This is a genomic window from Oceanobacillus sp. M60 (assembly GCF_053839645.1).
The window spans coordinates 60,376-77,413 of record NZ_JBSSNH010000011.1 but is presented as its reverse complement, the minus strand read 5'-3'; the positions used below and the strand labels follow the sequence as shown (position 1 = coordinate 77,413).

The window sequence follows — 17,038 nt, the reverse complement described above, 5'->3', positions numbered from 1 at the left end:
TTTTATGCGTAGTAAATTTCATTGGTTAGTTCTTGTACTGCTCTTTCATACGCCTCTTTCCCGCCAAAGGCTTTTACAATCTTCATCGGGCTGCCAATCTTCGCAAATTCTTTTAGCTGCAGCACTTTGGTATCTTCTATTTCTTTAATCCCGTCGTCTGCATATTTATCCAGTAATGCTGTAATAACTTCTTGTGCAATATCCGAATACTGATATAAATAATGCCGCTTCTTTACATTTTCTGCTCGTTCTTTTTTCGTTAATGGTGCCTTATCATATGCTAAATGGCAAATCAGGTCAAAATCATCTAACTCTGGCTTTCCAACTTCCTCTCTGACAGCTTCAAGCAGAACTCCGCTTTCCTGTAACTCATCTACAATCGCCTGCTTTTTCTCTGCTTCTGTCCATGTTTTCAAGAAATCATCTAACCTTGCATATTGCTCCAGAATATTTTTCTTTGTATAATCAATTAAACTTTCCGTGATCAGTTTTCCGTCTTTATCGACATATTGAACCCGTTCAGAGAGCACACTAACCGCAACATCCCCAATATAATATTTACGAGGCTTATCATCATCTTCTGATCCCGGAATATCTATTCCACCGGGATCAATAATAATATCATTTCCATCTTTCGGCTCAAAGCCTTCTGGATTATCTTCCTCGTCATCAACTGGAGGGTCGATCACTGGTTCATCTCCAGGAAGCTCAATCACTACTTCCGGCTTCCCGTCAAATGCTGAATCAGCAAACAAGCGACTGGCATTACGGAAATCCATAATGGTGAAATAGGTCTTTCCGTAATCTTCTAAAAGCCTTGTGCCACGGCCGATAATCTGTTTGAATTCAGTCATGCTATTAATATTGTTTTCTAAAACAATAAGTTTACACATTTTCGCATCAACACCAGTAGTCATGAGCTTACTTGTTACTGCAATTACCGGATACGTACTCTCTTCATCAATGAAATTTTCCAGCTGCATTTTCCCTTCATCATTGTCACCGGTGATTCGCATAATATAGCGATGATCTTCTTTGTATAAATCCTTGTTCTCATTAATCAGTGCTTGGCGCATTCGTTCGGCATGTTCGATATCGACACAAAAGACAATCGTTTTACTGAACCTGTCTGTTTTCTTAAGGAGTTCTGTAATCTTTGATGCGACAACTTGTGTACGATCGTCTATAACCAAATGTCGATCAAAGTCTTTCACATTGTACTCTCTGTCTTCAATTTCATAGCCATGCTTATCGACCTTTCCTGCTTCTGGTCGGTAGCCTTCAAGATCACGATCAAGTCCAATTCGAATGACCTTATACGGCGCTAAGTAACCATCATCAATACCTTGCTTCAAAGAATATTCATAAATAGGTTCACCAAAATATGTAATACTGGATGCCTCTTTTGTTTCAATCGGTGTAGCAGTACATCCCACATGGGTCGCAGATGAAAAGTAATCCAGCACCTTCCTCCATGCAGACTCCTCTTTTGCGCTTCCGCGATGACACTCGTCTATTACAATCAAATCGAAAAAATTTGGTTGGAATTGACGGTATGTTTCTTCTCCGTCATCTCCCGCAAGCTGCTGATACAAAGCAAGATAGATTTCATAAGAACTATCAAGGTTTTTATTTTGTACTTTGGTCATTTTTCCGCTAAATGGTTTGAAATCCCCTGTCATCGTCTGATCTATTAATACATTTCGATCTGCTAGAAAGAGAATCTTTTTCTTTAATCCAGATTTCCATAACCGGTAAATGATCTGGAAGGTCATAAACGTTTTACCAGTTCCGGTAGCACTAACTAAAAGCGCACGTTCTTGTCCTTTAGCAACTGCTTCAACCGTCCGGTTAATCGCTACTCGCTGGTAGTAACGAGGCATTTTATAATTTGGTATATAGTAGTAAGGCTCTAAAATAACCTTCTCTTCATCCTCATCAATATTCTTGTCTACCAAATAACGCTGGTATAACTCCTTGGGTGAAGGAAATTCATCCAATCTTAATTCCCTTACCTTTCCAGTGATTAAATTCTGTTCAACAAATCCATCACCATTGGAAGCATAAACATAATCAACATCAAGATGCTTGGCATAATCAATTGCTTGCTGCAGACCAGCACCAACGGAATGATTATTATCCTTTGCCTCTACAATTGCCAAAGGGAGGTTATTCTTGTAAAAAAGCACATAGTCTGCCCTTTTCCTTTTTCCCCTAGCAGTAACATTCCCGCGTAGTATGATTCTTCCCGCAGTAAAAGCATATTCAAGCCTGACTTGTTTTTTAATATCCCAGCCTACACCTGTAATTGCTGGAGTAATGTATCTTGCTTTAATATCTTCTTCAGACAAATGACGCTTTCCCATAAGACCCTACCTTTCCCTAGTAATCTTATCTTAAAAATCACTTAGTCAATTTCAAATTCCATGATATCCCCGATATTACAATGAAGACACTTGCAAATTTTATATAAGCTTTCCATACTAACGGGTTGACGTTTACCAAGACGTGCTAATATGTTGTATGTAATCGCCGCCTGTTCCTTTAAATCTGTTTTATTCATTTTCTTGTCTATTAAGAGCTTCCATAATTTATCATAGCTTATAACCATGCTTGTCCTCCTATAGCTATGTAACAAAAAGTTACCTATATTATAGCATATTATCAAACGAAGACTCTAGATAATCTTGCAATATTGTAAGGTTACAAGGGAGATTCATTTGTCTAAAGTTTATAGTCTATTAATTTCAATACAATAAGATTATGGGAAGTAAGGTAATATTTGTACGTATCAGTCGATAACTGGCTACGTATAACTTCCTATGAACTAAGCGCCCTTTCCATAAAAATCATTATGTTTATTTCTAACGCAATTTGAGGTATACTATATATAGAAACACATACAATAATAAAAGACCGCCCATGCTGGTACATGGAACGGTCTCGTGTGTAACAGCCCTTCAAGGGGGCAACTCACATATTTAGGTCAGAAAAGTAACCAACCAAAATGCGGCTAGGCATTCATCGGGTGGTTACTTTTTTTGTTCTGACAGTATAGCTACAACTAAGGTTGCGAACGTGATCATCAGGATCAATGCTTCGAATACTGTCATCGTATCACCCCCTTTCAGGAAAAGGGGTGAGCTACCACCCATGAAAGCCCTATTACACTAATAGCAAGTATATCAAACTATGAAGATTATCACATCATATCCATGTCTACTGTTTGTAGTTTTTTCTTCTCATTTTTGCCTTTCAACCAATCATTAATATCAAGTCTTTCACTTTCAAGCAAATGACCATAAACAGCATCATCAAGCATCATTTGCTGTTCATTAGTAAGATTACCTTCCCTTCTAGCCTGATGATGAGGATTTAAAAATTCGCCATCCCCAACGTCTAGCCGATCCATATTAACAACTTCCATCTTTGAATTCTCGCTCTCAGGAAGAACAATGCTATACCGTGTTTTGTAGTATCTATTATCATCAAGGTACCTTTCCTCCAGCTTCTCCATCATTGCATTACCTTTTGCAAAATCGATCATCGAATCAGATTCTAACTCTGGTGCTTTTGACCATTCAATGAATATTTGTGGTTGCTCAATATCGTACCGCTTTAACCATGCCTTGCACTTTACAATATGGTCAAATTCCTCCGTCCAGGCTTCATTTGTAGAATTATCCACTCCCACAACTACATCGCCATCCACACAATAATACAATCCTTCTGTATGCTCTTCTTCCTTATGGCCAATTACATAATTCATTGCTACCTGATTAACTTCCGTTAGTTCTGATAGGTCTTGCCTGTCTTGAACAGCCTGTAAAAACACTTCTTTTCCATTATCCATGTTTTTCTCCTGTTCTTTCATCAATTTAGGCTCCATGATTTCCATAAACTCAACTGCTGCTCCCCTAACCTCTTCGAGTAATTGCGCTTTATCCTTTAATTCCTTTCCCTGTGTCCAGTTCGCAAGGTAGCCCAAAGAATAATCACTTGTATCAATATCAAAGTACGAGGCTACTGCATAAGCTGTCATTTCTGCTTGGAATTCTTTTTCTTCTGAAGTTAGATTGAAATGCTTATCGGGTGTACCATGCAACTTGGCATGGGCCAATTCATGGATTAATGTTTTCACGTTTTGCAATTCGCCATTGCGTGGATTTAAACCAATATGATTTTTCCTGCCATCTATTCCTTGGTAAAATGCACCTTTAGCAGCACCTAGTTCCTCCATAGGCTCGCCAATCGTCACATCCAGTTTATCTCCCACTTTTTGCAGGGCCTCTAACATATCTTGATAGTTTGCAACGTCACCCTCCAGCCATCTATTTGGAAAAACATCTGGAAGATCACTAGTTTTTGCATTAGTTTGTGAAACATCGAAAACACTGCCCTTTCCAAAATACAACCCACTTCCCTTTTTCTCTAATTCCCCTTTGTTGATTAATTCTTTTTCCTGCTCTGTCGCCTTTTTGATACTTTTCCATCTGCCGCTTTCATCTTTAAATTTCGGCTGCGTCTTATTTGGCACTAAAATTTGAATGGCTTTTTCTCCTTTTTGCACTTGAAAGCCTTTTTCCTGCCAAAACTTATAACTTCCTACTGCTTGCGCTCCCTTAAATTGACTCTGAATTAAGGCTGTATTTCGTAATGAATATTGATAAAACTGCATCATGAAAGCTAGATGTTCGGCCATTTGTTCAGGTGTTTCAAAATAGGATTCAATGGACTGATTCATCGTTTCTGTTAATTGCTTCACTTCTTCCTGTTTTTGTTCGAATGTTTTTCTTTTCATGAAATATCATCCTCCCATAAAATAAAAGGAACTCCCATCAGGAAGTCCCTTAGATATATCAGCAATTTATTCTCCCAGCCTATTAATCTTTCATATACAAAATAAAAAAAGACCGCTACATCAGCGATCAACATCATTTTTCACATGGACTTTTCACGAAACGGCTTCCCCTTAGTCATATCTCAAGCTGGTTCACCATCTAAGATGACTGCTTCCTCCTTCACATCCAATGGAATTAACGCTTCTTCATCTGTTTGATTTATCACTTCTATAACATCCTTGGTGACGGCATCTACTTCAACTTCTATTTCCCCTGCATCGACAATAAAAACAATAGTGGCTTCTTTAATTTCCTTTACGTACCCTAAATCAACCATCTTATATGCCCCATTTACATACATATCCATCACGATCATCCTTTCGGGAATTCAAATGTCATTTTTTGCTCGGTTTGATCATAGCGTAAATACGCATCAAACTTTTTTCCTTTTTTACTTGTAAATCCTTTAATTAAATTGGATTTTTCACAGTTCAATAACTTTTTAATGTTTGTCTGACTTATGGATTTGCCTAGGAATTTCTTCGGTAATGTAAATGTACACCCTTCCCGATAACGGCTGCACCCATAAAATTTCCCTTTATCTTGAATCTTTCCATCTTCATGATTACAACGGGGACATTTTCCAATAAAAGATGGTTGATTCACCTGTTGCAAGGACTGTTCCATGCTACCAATTTTCTTAGGTGCTTCTTGCATTAAAGACTCAATCATCTGTTTAATTTTATCGAGAAACACTTCTTGAGATCCTTCATTTTCCCCAATTTTATTTAAATACGTTTCCCATTTCGCTGTCATTTCGGGACTAGCAAGTAACGTTCCTTCTACAGCCTGACAAAGTATTTTCCCTTTATCTAATACAGTTACTTGATTCTTTCTAATTCCAATATACAATTGGTGTTTTAAAGTTTCTATGATACTTGCTCTTGTGGCCTCTGTTCCAATCCCTTCACTTTCTTTTAAAGTATGCTGCAGTGCTTCATCGTCTACTTCTTTCCCAGCATGTTTCATGACATTAATAAGTTGCCCCTCGGTATAATACTTGGGTGGTTTTGTCTGTCCTTCCGCTATTTCTACATTAACTTGGCAAGCCTGACCTTTTTCCATTGCTGGTAAGACCGTTTCTTTTTTCCTTGCCTGTTGTTGATTCTTAAATAATGATTTCCAGCCTATTTGTTTTTCTACTTTTCCGGTCGCTTCAAAGTTAATCCCTTTCACATCAACCTCTACCTTTGTTTCTTCATATTCATAATCTGGAGCAAACATTGCTAAAGTAGTTGCAACAACCTCCTGATAAATGTTCCTTTCTTCTTCATTCAGAGACTCTATATTTGGCGTTTGTTTTGTCGGAACGAGGGCATAGTGTTCGGCAACCTTCGTGTTATCTACATATCGCTTCTGGGCATCAGGATAAACAACATCAACATTTACTCCAATACATTCTTGATAGTTCGATAAATTGTTTTTGATATAACCAAATTCGCTATCAGTTATAAAGTGACTGTCCGTCCTTTATCTAAAAAAGAATGGACATAATTAATTCGGACATAAAGATAGTTAAGGATTACTTTATCTACAAGTAAACAACAAAGTATGCTATAAAAAAGGTGGACATATTCATTTTACATGATAGAAAGCGTGTTTTAGTTTATTCTATTATTAATACTATCAAACTATTGTAAGTATATTACTATTAATAGAGGAGAACAACTAATGAAAATAGTAATTTCAGAAAAACCAGACCAAGCAGCTAAGTTGGCAGCCCCCTTGTGACTGATAAACTAAAGTATACAGTTTCCGATAAGTAAAAGTGAACACTTATTAGCTGGGGTTGGTAGTTTTTATGAAGCTGCCCGAGGGCAGCTTCATAAAAACTACCTCGCAGAATGATAGACTATTAAATTTCGCTTCATCACTGGTATGATAATACTGTCAAACTTAGAATTACTCAGTGGTGGAGGTAGAAAAGGTGGATAAGTGGGAAATGTATATGGAAATTCAACAATTATTAAAACAGGGATTCAGTAAAGTAAAGGTTTCCGAAAAGCTTGGTATATCTAGAACCACGGTTTACCGATATCTTAAACGGAACCCCGCAAGCATGGCAGAGTGGATATACGACACGAAAACAAGAAGTAAAAAATTAGATCCTTACAAAAAACTTATTCTTTTATGGTTGCGAGAGCATCCAGATGTATCAGCGGCACAAATATTGGATTGGTTGCAAGAAAAACATGAAAGTCTACAGGTAGCTGAAAGTACTGTCAGGCTTTATGTTAGAGGGCTTCGCGAAGAATATGACATTCCAAAGGAAAAATCACCTAGGGACTATGAGTCACTACCAGAACTTCCAATGGGATCGCAAATGCAAGTCGATTTTGGACAAACTGAGCAATTAACTCCAGATGGTAAGAAAGTAAAACTACGTTTTATAGCCTTTGTACTTGCCAATTCTCGCTATAAATACAAGGAATGGTTAGACAGACCTTTTACAACAAGAGATGTGGTACGAGCCCATGAAAATGCTTTTCATTATTACGGTGGAATTCCAGATGAATTAGTATACGACCAAGATGCGTTAATACTTGTCAGTGAAAATGGCGGAGATCTTGTTTTAACTAGAGAGTTTCAATCATACAAAGAAGAACGTCATTTAGTTATTTGGATGTGTAGAAAAGCCGATCCAGAGAGTAAAGGGAAAATAGAAAACGTCGTTAAATATATAAAGTATAATTTTGCGAGACATCGTTTGTATCATGGGCTTGATGCCTGGAATGAAGCCGGTTGGAAATGGCTTGAACGTACAGGTAATTACAAGATTCATAAAATATGTTTCTGTGTTAGAGGGTGATGTCAAATGAGTCAATTAACAGAGTTACAAGATACATTAAAATCAGTTCGCCTTGGAGAAACAGCTAATCACCTTCCAGCTCTATTAGAAATGGCACAGGCAAACGATGATACATATGCATCCTTCCTGATGAATGTCATTAGTTATGAGCAGAAGAGACGGGAGGAAAAACAAATAGAGAAACGTTTGAAATGGGCAACATTTCCTTATCATAAAACATTAGATCAGTTTAATTTAAAAGAACAGGAATCACTAAGTAAGAAGCAATATAATCAACTAAAAGAGTTAATGTGGATTGAGCAATTATATAATCTAATCTTTCTAGGCCCGCCGGGTGTCGGTAAAACACATCTGGCCATCGGCCTAGGAATAAAAGCTATTAATCATGGCTATAAGGTGATTTTCTCCTCTATGGGTGAGTTAGTTCATACATTGAAAACCGAAGAAATCACTCGCAAATCTCAAACGAGAATGAAACGAATTAGAAGTGCAGATTTAGTAATCATTGATGACTTAATGTTTATGGCAATGAATCAAAATGAAGCCAACCTATTCTTTCATTTAATTAACGATTTATATAACAATGCCTGTATTATTTTAACCTCCAACAAAGGGCCAAAAGAGTGGGGAGAATTATTGGGAGATCCAGCAATTACTACGGCAATTTTAGATCGAATTCTGCATCGAGCAGAAATAATTCATTCGATAACTATCATCATCATGAAAATGAATAACTTCAGCTCGATGTAAAATTCTATCTAGGATAGCCGTTGTAATCCCTGGATCACCTAGTAATTCTCCCCATTCATTTGGTCCTTTATTAGAAGTTAATATAATTGAAGCCTTATCATAAAGGTCATTAATAAGATGGAAAAATAAATTCGCTTCACGTGTATCCATTTCCATAAACATTAAATCATCAATAATCACTAAATGAGAGGAACGAATTCGTTTCATTCTCGTTTGTGACTTTCTAGTAACTTCTTCTGTTTTTAATGTTTGAATCAGTTGCCCCATGGAAATAAAAGAGACTTTATATCCTTTTTGTATGGCTTCTATGCCCAGCCCTGTAGCTAAATGTGTTTTACCTACACCTGGCGGTCCTAAAACGATTAAATTATAGAGTTGATCTAGCCAGGTAAACTCCTTTAATTGATTTACTTGTCTTTTGCTGAGTGATTGCTGCTCATCTAAATGAAAGTCCTCCAACGTCTTATAGGAAGGGAATGCAGCCCATTTTAATCGTTTTTCGATTAATTTTTCATCCCTACGTTTTAATTCATATCCAGTCAATTGTTTCAAAAGTACTTGATATGTCCAATCTTCTGACTCTGCTTGTTGAATCAGAGATGGCAAATAATTTGCCGTCTCTGTGAGTCTCAACGATCGAAACTGTTGTTGTATTTCTTCTATTGAATGACTCATACCGTTGCTCCTTTCAATAACTCTATATAAGAATCCAATTCTCTTGTTTTTGGCTTGATTTGAAGCAGCGTATCATCCATACCATGCAATGTTTTGATAGCTTCTATTTGCGGAGGCCTTTGATGAGAATCCGTTTGTCTTTGGATAAACTCTACGACATCTCTAAACTCTGTTGCACTATATATTTTGCGTGCGACACATTCTTCTAAAGCTTGGTTCCTTCGTTCTCTTGTTACTGTTTTAGATACCTTTAAAATAAGAGATAATTGATCTCGTATATAACGAGGATATCTTTGGTGAATTTCCTGAAGGAAATCAGAAGCCATTTCCTTATCATCAAAGTACGTCGATACCGTTTCTATATAGGCAGCTATTCCTTTAGAACGGTCTCTGGTATGTTGAGAATCTTGAATCAATTTCCCTTTCTCTATACTTAATGTGTGTTTGGCAATGATTGCTCCATTCGATTCTTCACGTATTATTAATTCGTTTTGATCGCTTATTTCAATAAAAACTTCTTTATCTTTTTTATATGTACCAAGTGGTACCGAATACCGATTCGATTGATAGATAATAGTATTGTCCTTACGAACATTTCTTGTTATACTATTATCGATATTTGAAATTGAAATTTTTTTGTTGACTGGTCTTAAGTGTTGTTTTTCTAGGGCAAACACTTCGACTGGTCTTTTTTTTGTTGTATTATGCACTTTTCCGTTTCCCGTTCGAATCAGCCATGCTAAACAGGATTCATTCCATTTATCTATATGGTGAAATACGCGGTTCTTCGCAAAATTCTTCTTCACAAATCCTACGACATTTTCAATCTTCCCTTTACTTTCTGGATCAGCTTTTCTACATACAAAGAGCTTTAATTTTCTTTCTTCCCTGTATGCTTGAAATTCACTGGTAAGGATGAGATCACCTTCATTTTCACTTACTACGATAAGGGAATCTTGATCATAAGCTAACTCATATGGAATTCCTCCATAATACTGAAAAGCATCTTCGTGAGCTTGAATCATATCTTTTGTTGTAAAAGGACGGGAGAGCCACGCAACGTATTTATAACGAGAGTGCGAAAGCACGAAACTAATAAAATATAATTTCTTTTCCTTTCCCTGGGATGTTTTCTGTATCGTCTGACCAAAATCTACTTGGGCTTGCTGCCCCATTGGTGGATCTGGAATAGCTTGATAGACACGCTTCATCTCTGTCTTTGGAATATGATATTTTTCCCGGAGTGCTTTGACATAACTACGAACGGTACTTTCTCCAACACATAGAGTTGGAAACCTTTCTTTTAACCAATCATGAACTTGAGCACTAGAAAGATCTGGATGTTCTGTTAGCCAAGTATGAATAAGTAATTCGTAGGCATCTAATTTCTTCTTTCTTGTCTGTGTGGAAGCTACCCACTCCGCCATTTCCTGAGGGGACTTTTCAAGGTATTTATATACTGTTGTTCTTGATATACCTAGTTTTCTAGCTATTCTCCGTATTTTAAATCCTTCTTGTTTTAGTTGATAGATTTCCATATACACTTTCCATGTTTCCACCTTTCTTACTCCTCCCATTTCTGTATCGTACAAACATGTATTATACAGTAAATGAAAGATTGCAATAATTAGTTGGTACCTGACGGAACGGCGAGCATGTAACAGGCTGCCGCCCCTACGGGGCAACAGCCTGTTACATGCCTATCCCCCAAGAAAAGTGTTCATTCTTATCAAGCAATAATGGTCTACTTTAGTTTAGCAGTTACACTTGGCTATGAAATGGCTTTTAGAAGATCAGAACCTTTACACGATATGAAATTTAATGAAGTCAGGAAAGCTCACCTGCAATCTGTAATTGATAACTGTGATAAATCATGGGGTACAAAGAAAAAAATAAAAGTATTATTTAATCAAATGTATAAACATGCTTTAGAAAACGATTTAACACATAAAGATTATGCTAGATTTGTCGAGCTTCCAAAAAATGATACAAAGAATTCCAGAAAACCATTTACTTTGGATGAGATTAATATTCTTTGGGAAAACATCGACCGCTTCGATGACATTGATTCTGTTTTAATTATGATTTACACTGGTTTGCGCCCTGGGGAACTTGTGGAAGTAAAAAATAAAAGTATTCAATTAGATGAAAGGTATTTTCGGGGTGGCTTCAAAACGGAAGCTGGGACGAATAGGGTCATACCAATTCATAAAAAAATCCATAAATTAATTGAAAATCGTATGGATCCTAATAATGAATATCTGATTACAAACTTTGAGGGTAGTAAGTTGAGTTATTATGTTTATTATCACGAGAAGTTTAAAAAGATTATGCAGCAACTAGAATTAAATCATAGACCACACGATTGCAGACATACCTTCGCAACCCTTATGGATAATGCTGATGCAAATAAACTATCAATCAAACGGATCATGGGTCACGCTGCTAAAGATATCACTGATAAAGTTTATACGCATAAAGATATCAAGCAGCTTCTTATGGCAATTGACAGGCTATAAGAAAGCTGCTTTTTGTAGCTTTGAAACAAAGTTTGATCAGAAAGGCATGACAAGCCTGGATAATACCCTAATCAAGACGAATCCATTTTGAAAAAAGGATTGTTCAAAATGGATTCTCTCTTTGTGAAATGATATACATTTTTTATAAATAGGTTTGACCATTTTCCTCCTTTTGGTGTTAAACAAACGCGCCCGATTGTTGTATTGTATTTTTTGATTTTTTCATGAGATAACATTTAAATACAAGTCAATATTATTGACAAAATAATTTAATTATGCTATAATTTACAGTTATTATATTTTCGTATATAATAAGATTCTCCTGGCCAGGGGAATCTTATTTTTATTATATGGGGGAATCAATGTATGGAGAAAAATGAATCCAGTTTAACTTCCTTAATTTCAGCTTTTGGTCGAGCATACCATAGTAAATATGACACACCAAAGATTTTTGATGATTATATTGCAAAAGATTTAATTACCCAAAAGGAATTTGAAGATATTCGTAAAAACATGATTCAAGGAATTCAATTTTTTAATCATGAAATTGCTATAAAATTTCAAGATCAACCCGATGAAATATTAAAATGGATTACACAAGTTCAACTCTCACCAACTCCATTAGCACGTGCTGCCTATTGTGAAAAAGTATTATTCCATGAGATAGTACTAGGAGCTGAACAATATGTCATTCTAGGAGCTGGATTGGATACATTTTGTTTTCGGAACCCAGAATTAGACCCTAAGTTGGAAATATTTGAAGTTGATTATCCGTCTACACAAGATTTTAAAAGGAATAGGCTAGCCAAATCTAATTATCAAATTCCTTATAATTTTCACTTTGTTCCAATGGATTTCACCAAAGATATTATCCTACAAAACCTTATTGATGAGGGTTTTCAACCAAACAAAAAAACCTTTTATAGTCTCTTAGGTGTTTCCTATTACTTAACAAAAGAAGAAATTTCAAATTTAATTAAAGAATTATTTGCAGAGATTCCATTGGGAAGTTCCATCGTTTTTGATTATGCAGATGATAAACTATTTGAAGAAAAAGGATTGTCTAACCGAGTTCAGAATATGGTGCAAATGGCATCCGCTAGTGGCGAACCAATGAAATCATGTTTTACTTATGACGAAATAGAAATATTGTTAGAAGATGCAGGATTACTTATTTACGAACATTTATCACCCGATGTTATAAATAATAAATTCTTTAGCGATCGTTCGGATTATTTAAAAGCCTTTGAAACGATTCATTACATCCATGCTGTAAAAAAATAATTATTTGTTTAATATCAGCTTACCCCTTAATCCTCTATTTGATTGAGGGGTAGGCTTATTATTAATTATTACACAATCTGGCCCTTTAACGGCGCAATGCTTATTCAACAACTGCGCCCTATAAAGGAATAAACACAATAAACACTATAGTTTGAATTTCTTTAGTTAAGGGTGAGAATAAACTCTTCAACATCCTTACCACGCGCGTTTGCATACCCGCTATCTTCACCCGAAATCATGAACCCACATCTTTTTAAAACCTTTATGGATCCAGTATTGTCTTTTGCAGCGCGAGCATAAAGTGGACGAATTGAAACCTGTTTTAGAAATTCTTGTAAAGCGTTGGTTGCGATTCCCTTACCCCAGTATTCCTTTCCAATCCAATAGGTTACTTCTGGTTTTCCGGACTGCTCGAAGTGTACAATATGGCCAACTACGGTGTTCTCAACAATGATAGTTTGCTTAATAATATTCTTATTCGTAAGTATTTTGTTCCAGTGTTCAGCGAAGCTATTCCAATCATTAGGGTCCTTACTTGTAAAGGCGGCCATTTGGTTTGCCTCACTGTCCCGTTGATGCTTAAAAAAAATAGGAAGGTCATCCTCATCCACATTCCGAAGCACTAAATTGCTCATTAAACTCACCCTCTGTCGTTTACTTTATTCTAGCAAACGTACGTTCCCTAAGCAATATATTTTATCGTGTAAAACCACCTTGATATGCTTAGTACCAATTCATTTCCTTGTTCAACAAAATGGCCCTAATATGCAAGATGGGTGCTTCTCCTTATTAGGGAATAGCGCCCGATGAATCAACAATATGCGCAAGGCTTATTCCGCGAATGAGCCCTATTGCTGGAGATCAAACCCTTTAAATTAGTATTAAAAGATTGTTTATAAACGAGTACATATGCGTAATTGATTTCCATCAGGATCTACGACTGTCATCATACGAAGTCCTTCAAGATCCTCATTTGGAGGTTCCGTAATACGGATATCTTTTTTACTCTTTAATTCGTAGTACCATTTATCAACATTGGGAACAAATAAGTGAATTAACCCACCCGTTTCGCAGTCTCCAGTATGTTCAGTTAAATAAATAGTCATTTCATCCTTAGTGATCTGAACAAAAACAGGAAAATCAGGTTCAAACCGATGCTCCCAATCAATTTGAAATCCCATTCCTTCTACGTAAAACGCCTTACTCTTTTTATAATCAGTAATGCGGAATGCAGGAACCACTTTTTGCATATTGACATCCTCCATGATAAGTTATTTCTAATTTTCAACAAGCAGGTTAGATGATCCTGCCTATTTAGTCTTTTTTAAAAAAATTAACCTCTAAATATCTTTTAGCCAGTAAACTTTGACAATCTGTCCCTTAAATGAAAACAGACGTATTTCTTAGAGAAACGCGCCCTAGTCTGGAATAAAGTCTAAACTATGTATTACTTTACATTAAATTTCTTGATACAAGCCAATCCTATTTCCGTATGGGTCTTCAAAAGAACACCAAGCAGCTGGGACACCTTCTCTGGTGTTAACACTTTCTATCTCTATGTTTAAAACTTCCACAAGCCTTCTTCTTTCATTTTCAATGTCTTCTACACCTAACCTCAATGGACCATTCCCATTTGTTGGTTCACCTTTAGCAACCTGAAGCCACGTGTTAGGAACAATCTCCCACTCTGCAAAGTCCCCGTGTGGTATGAAGTCAGGTTTCCTGTTAAAAAGCTTTTCATACCACTTTATCCCCTTTTCATAATCAGTAATTCTCACTTGAAATGTTACACCGGTATTCTTCTCCATTGACATTACCCCCCATTAAAGTAAACTGCTGCTCTTTTGTACAAAAATAAAATCAGATATAATACTACTTCGACAACCTCAGAAGCTTCTGCTTATACAACAAAATGGCCCGTTTGTTGATCAGTTCTAAACAATAGTTTTCCTAATATTCAAACACCTTCTTGTTGTTGCATGAAGGTTATTTGGTATGCTTAATTTTAGTGTAACACGTTTTTCGGAACTTTTTTAGACTTAAGTATTGACAACTATTAGCTGGTATTGTTGCACTATCCCAATCCATCTTATCAATGTAATTGTATCAAACCTAATTTCAAAACCACAGTTTCTTTTTCTCTAAATTATTTGTCTGCTACTCGTATGTTACGTGTATGCTACGTGTGAATTTTTCTACCAATTTAAACGTCCACATATACAGTAAAATCCCCCAACCATAGGAGGTTGAGGGATTTGCAAGTCTTGATTTATTAACGTTTTGAGAACTGAGGAGCACGACGGGCTTTTTTAAGACCGTATTTCTTACGCTCTTTCGCTCTAGGATCACGTGTAAGAAATCCTTCTGTTTTTAATGAAGCACGGTATTCTGGATCTGCTTGCAGTAAAGCACGTGCGATTCCGTGACGGATTGCACCTGCTTGACCAGTAAATCCTCCGCCATGTACATTTACAAGAACATCATATGTTCCTTGAGTTTCTGTAGTAGCAAGCGGCTGGTTCAAGATTAAAAGTTGTGTTTCATATGGAAAATAGTCTCTAGCATCGCGACCATTGATTGTAACGTTTCCTGTACCTGGTACTAGACGTACGCGGGCAGTTGACTTTTTACGGCGACCTGTGCCATAGTATTGTACTTGTGCCAATTCATTTACCTCCCTTTAATTATCCGCGAAGTTCGTAAACTTCTGGTTTTTGAGCTTGATGGCTATGCTCAGCGCCTCTGTATACGTGCAATTTCTTCTTCATTTTACGTCCTAAAGGTCCTTTTGGAAGCATTCCTTTGATTGCAACTTCAAGCATTTCTTCAGGGTATTTTGTACGCATTTCGTATGCGTTACGTGCTCTTAATCCACCTGGATGATGGGAATGATTGTAGTACATTTTGTCATTCATTTTGTTTCCAGATAGTTCAATTTTGTCTGCATTGATGATAATTACATAATCACCAGTGTCTGCATGTGGTGTGTACGTAGGTTTATGTTTACCACGTAAGATAGCAGCTACTTCGCTTGCTAAACGTCCTAAACGTTGTCCTTCCGCATCCACAACCAACCATTTGCGTTCGATGTTCGCTTCATTTGCCATGAAAGTTGTGCGCATGATTTTTTCCCTCCATATATCGTTCATTCTTTATTCTTCGTAATCATATTTTTATTCTTAACATAATTAGATTCCGGGGCTAATCATGGTTTAGAAATAAAATGCCATATATCATCTTATACTTTTCCCAACCAAAAGTCAAGCCTCGTATGAAAGTAATTGAAAAAATTCTTCTCTTTTTTGTGTCTATTCTTTCAATCTCCGGAATGCTTCTCTTTTTCCTGCTCATGATAGCTTACTTCCCATAGATACAGTCCATTTGGAGAAATTGTTTTCCCCAGCTGACCTCTCTCTTTCGCAGCTAAGAGGGCTGGTATTTCCTCTGGACGCCGCTTGCCAATTCCCACGTCTAAAAGTGCACTGACCATTATCCGCACCATATTGTACAAAAAGCCGCTTCCACGGAAAACAAATTCAATATCGTCTTCTTTCTTCCTGCAGGATGCATGGAACAATGTACGTATTTTAGAGCCTTTCACAGACGACTTTGCGGAAGAAAAGGTGGTAAAGTCATGTGTCCCCTCTAAATGCTTACAGGCAGCTTGTATGGCTTCTATATCAAGACATTTAGGAAAGTGCAATACATAATTGCGGCGGAATACATCGGGATCTTCCCGGTTCAAGACGATATAATGATATTCTTTCTGCTTTACACTGTAGCGGGCATGAAAGGCAGCATCCACTTTCTCTACGTATAATACCCGGACATCATCCGGCAAAAGGGTGTTGACAGCTTGTTTCCAGTTTCGCTCAGGTATCGTTAAAGGGGTATCAAAATGAATAACCTGTCCAACTGCATGGACACCTGTATCCGTTCGCCCCGATGCCTGGATACGTATCGTTTCCCCTTTATGGATTTTAGCTAAGGCTTTTTCCAGTGAGCCCTGAACGGTACGGTGATCAGGCTGTACCTGAAAACCCGCAAAGCCTGAACCGTCATAAGTAATCGTGCATTTTATCCGTTCCATTTACACAGTC

At 36.9% G+C, this 17,038-nt stretch carries 18 protein-coding genes and 1 pseudogene; 4 read left to right on the top strand and 15 right to left on the bottom strand.

Going from position 1 to position 17,038, the window contains the following annotated elements:
* Nucleotides 1-2 precede the first annotated feature (2 nt).
* The 7 genes and pseudogenes from hsdR to ACW0TQ_RS21190 all read right to left on the bottom strand — a co-directional run.
* Nucleotides 3-2,366: an EcoAI/FtnUII family type I restriction enzme subunit R gene (gene hsdR, locus ACW0TQ_RS21220; RefSeq protein ID WP_455725997.1), complete on the bottom strand. Its 2,364-nt coding sequence runs from the start codon at nt 2,364-2,366 to the stop codon at nt 3-5.
* Nucleotides 2,367-2,407: 41 nt separating this feature from the next.
* Nucleotides 2,408-2,611, bottom strand: a complete 204-nt coding sequence (locus tag ACW0TQ_RS21215) for a helix-turn-helix domain-containing protein (protein WP_188944257.1) — start codon at nt 2,609-2,611, stop codon at nt 2,408-2,410.
* A gap of 421 nt (nt 2,612-3,032) precedes the next feature.
* Nucleotides 3,033-3,113: a putative holin-like toxin gene (locus ACW0TQ_RS21210; protein WP_369405161.1), complete on the bottom strand. Its 81-nt coding sequence runs from the start codon at nt 3,111-3,113 to the stop codon at nt 3,033-3,035.
* A gap of 89 nt (nt 3,114-3,202) precedes the next feature.
* Entirely contained in the window at nt 3,203-4,765 is a 1,563-nt protein-coding gene (locus tag ACW0TQ_RS21205; protein ID WP_455725996.1) for an LPD25 domain-containing protein, read from the bottom strand.
* A 218-nt stretch (nt 4,766-4,983) separates the two neighbouring features.
* Nucleotides 4,984-5,208: a hypothetical protein gene (locus tag ACW0TQ_RS21200; protein WP_455725995.1), complete on the bottom strand. Its 225-nt coding sequence runs from the start codon at nt 5,206-5,208 to the stop codon at nt 4,984-4,986.
* A gap of 5 nt (nt 5,209-5,213) precedes the next feature.
* Nucleotides 5,214-5,528: a topoisomerase C-terminal repeat-containing protein gene (locus ACW0TQ_RS21195; protein WP_455726006.1), complete on the bottom strand. Its 315-nt coding sequence runs from the start codon at nt 5,526-5,528 to the stop codon at nt 5,214-5,216.
* Between the two features lie 72 nt (nt 5,529-5,600).
* Nucleotides 5,601-6,359, bottom strand: a pseudogene (locus ACW0TQ_RS21190) (DNA topoisomerase); the annotation flags it as partial.
* 469 nt (nt 6,360-6,828) lie between these two features.
* Here ACW0TQ_RS21190 and istA (ACW0TQ_RS21185) point away from each other — a divergent pair.
* Both istA (ACW0TQ_RS21185) and istB (ACW0TQ_RS21180) read left to right on the top strand, forming a co-directional pair.
* Nucleotides 6,829-7,710, top strand: coding sequence for an IS21 family transposase (gene istA / locus ACW0TQ_RS21185; protein ID WP_455725994.1), 882 nt, complete (start codon nt 6,829-6,831; stop codon nt 7,708-7,710).
* Nucleotides 7,711-7,716: 6 nt separating this feature from the next.
* Complete coding sequence (istB, locus tag ACW0TQ_RS21180) at nt 7,717-8,460, top strand: IS21-like element helper ATPase IstB (protein ID WP_455725993.1); 744 nt, start codon at nt 7,717-7,719, stop codon at nt 8,458-8,460.
* On the opposite strand, the gene istB (ACW0TQ_RS21175) is transcribed toward istB (ACW0TQ_RS21180), so the two are convergent.
* Nucleotides 8,377-9,135, bottom strand: coding sequence for an IS21-like element helper ATPase IstB (gene istB, locus ACW0TQ_RS21175; RefSeq protein ID WP_455725992.1), 759 nt, complete (start codon nt 9,133-9,135; stop codon nt 8,377-8,379). The two genes, istB (ACW0TQ_RS21180) and istB (ACW0TQ_RS21175), sit on opposite strands and share 84 nt — an antisense overlap.
* Nucleotides 9,132-10,712, bottom strand: coding sequence for an IS21 family transposase (gene istA, locus ACW0TQ_RS21170; protein WP_455725991.1), 1,581 nt, complete (start codon nt 10,710-10,712; stop codon nt 9,132-9,134). The genes istB (ACW0TQ_RS21175) and istA (ACW0TQ_RS21170) overlap by 4 nt, the downstream gene beginning before the upstream one ends.
* Nucleotides 10,713-10,946: 234 nt before the next feature.
* On the opposite strand from istA (ACW0TQ_RS21170), the gene ACW0TQ_RS21165 reads away from it, so the two are divergent.
* Nucleotides 10,947-11,654, top strand: a complete 708-nt coding sequence (locus tag ACW0TQ_RS21165) for a tyrosine-type recombinase/integrase (protein ID WP_455725990.1) — start codon at nt 10,947-10,949, stop codon at nt 11,652-11,654.
* Between the two features lie 366 nt (nt 11,655-12,020).
* Nucleotides 12,021-12,938 carry a class I SAM-dependent methyltransferase gene (locus ACW0TQ_RS21160; protein WP_077706763.1) on the top strand — a complete coding sequence of 306 codons (918 nt, stop codon included), beginning with the start codon at nt 12,021-12,023 and terminating at the stop codon, nt 12,936-12,938.
* 161 nt (nt 12,939-13,099) lie between these two features.
* Here ACW0TQ_RS21160 and ACW0TQ_RS21155 read toward each other — a convergent pair whose 3' ends face one another.
* The 6 genes from ACW0TQ_RS21155 to truA form a co-directional block, all read right to left on the bottom strand.
* Nucleotides 13,100-13,573 carry a GNAT family N-acetyltransferase gene (locus ACW0TQ_RS21155; RefSeq protein ID WP_036578618.1) on the bottom strand — a complete coding sequence of 158 codons (474 nt, stop codon included), beginning with the start codon at nt 13,571-13,573 and terminating at the stop codon, nt 13,100-13,102.
* A gap of 258 nt (nt 13,574-13,831) precedes the next feature.
* Nucleotides 13,832-14,188 carry a glyoxalase superfamily protein gene (locus ACW0TQ_RS21150; RefSeq protein ID WP_036578620.1) on the bottom strand — a complete coding sequence of 119 codons (357 nt, stop codon included), beginning with the start codon at nt 14,186-14,188 and terminating at the stop codon, nt 13,832-13,834.
* 207 nt (nt 14,189-14,395) lie between these two features.
* Nucleotides 14,396-14,746 carry a VOC family protein gene (locus ACW0TQ_RS21145; RefSeq protein ID WP_141130782.1) on the bottom strand — a complete coding sequence of 117 codons (351 nt, stop codon included), beginning with the start codon at nt 14,744-14,746 and terminating at the stop codon, nt 14,396-14,398.
* A gap of 464 nt (nt 14,747-15,210) precedes the next feature.
* Nucleotides 15,211-15,603 carry a 30S ribosomal protein S9 gene (rpsI, locus tag ACW0TQ_RS21140; protein WP_042530842.1) on the bottom strand — a complete coding sequence of 131 codons (393 nt, stop codon included), beginning with the start codon at nt 15,601-15,603 and terminating at the stop codon, nt 15,211-15,213.
* Between the two features lie 19 nt (nt 15,604-15,622).
* The gene (gene rplM, locus ACW0TQ_RS21135) at nt 15,623-16,060 is read right to left on the bottom strand and encodes a 50S ribosomal protein L13 (protein WP_042530840.1); all 438 of its coding nucleotides are present in this window, start codon (nt 16,058-16,060) and stop codon (nt 15,623-15,625) included.
* A gap of 194 nt (nt 16,061-16,254) precedes the next feature.
* Complete coding sequence (truA, locus tag ACW0TQ_RS21130) at nt 16,255-17,028, bottom strand: tRNA pseudouridine(38-40) synthase TruA (protein WP_341172385.1); 774 nt, start codon at nt 17,026-17,028, stop codon at nt 16,255-16,257.
* Between the last annotated feature and the right edge of the window lie 10 nt (nt 17,029-17,038).

What these genes read in the sequence shown, in the direction of transcription:
- hsdR (WP_455725997.1), bottom strand. Translation starts at nt 2,366, where the DNA reads ATGGGAAAGCGTCATTTGTCTGAAGAAGATATTAAAGCAAGATACATT.
- ACW0TQ_RS21215 (WP_188944257.1), bottom strand. Translation starts at nt 2,611, where the DNA reads ATGGTTATAAGCTATGATAAATTATGGAAGCTCTTAATAGACAAGAAA.
- ACW0TQ_RS21210 (WP_369405161.1), bottom strand. Translation starts at nt 3,113, where the DNA reads ATGACAGTATTCGAAGCATTGATCCTGATGATCACGTTCGCAACCTTA.
- ACW0TQ_RS21200 (WP_455725995.1), bottom strand. Translation starts at nt 5,208, where the DNA reads ATGGATATGTATGTAAATGGGGCATATAAGATGGTTGATTTAGGGTAC.
- ACW0TQ_RS21195 (WP_455726006.1), bottom strand. Translation starts at nt 5,528, where the DNA reads ATGGAACAGTCCTTGCAACAGGTGAATCAACCATCTTTTATTGGAAAA.
- istB (WP_455725993.1), top strand. Translation starts at nt 7,717, where the DNA reads ATGAGTCAATTAACAGAGTTACAAGATACATTAAAATCAGTTCGCCTT.
- istB (WP_455725992.1), bottom strand. Translation starts at nt 9,135, where the DNA reads ATGAGTCATTCAATAGAAGAAATACAACAACAGTTTCGATCGTTGAGA.
- istA (WP_455725991.1), bottom strand. Translation starts at nt 10,712, where the DNA reads ATGGGAGGAGTAAGAAAGGTGGAAACATGGAAAGTGTATATGGAAATC.
- ACW0TQ_RS21165 (WP_455725990.1), top strand. Translation starts at nt 10,947, where the DNA reads ATGAAATTTAATGAAGTCAGGAAAGCTCACCTGCAATCTGTAATTGAT.
- ACW0TQ_RS21160 (WP_077706763.1), top strand. Translation starts at nt 12,021, where the DNA reads ATGGAGAAAAATGAATCCAGTTTAACTTCCTTAATTTCAGCTTTTGGT.
- ACW0TQ_RS21155 (WP_036578618.1), bottom strand. Translation starts at nt 13,573, where the DNA reads ATGAGCAATTTAGTGCTTCGGAATGTGGATGAGGATGACCTTCCTATT.
- ACW0TQ_RS21150 (WP_036578620.1), bottom strand. Translation starts at nt 14,188, where the DNA reads ATGCAAAAAGTGGTTCCTGCATTCCGCATTACTGATTATAAAAAGAGT.
- ACW0TQ_RS21145 (WP_141130782.1), bottom strand. Translation starts at nt 14,746, where the DNA reads ATGGAGAAGAATACCGGTGTAACATTTCAAGTGAGAATTACTGATTAT.
- rplM (WP_042530840.1), bottom strand. Translation starts at nt 16,060, where the DNA reads ATGCGCACAACTTTCATGGCAAATGAAGCGAACATCGAACGCAAATGG.
- truA (WP_341172385.1), bottom strand. Translation starts at nt 17,028, where the DNA reads ATGGAACGGATAAAATGCACGATTACTTATGACGGTTCAGGCTTTGCG.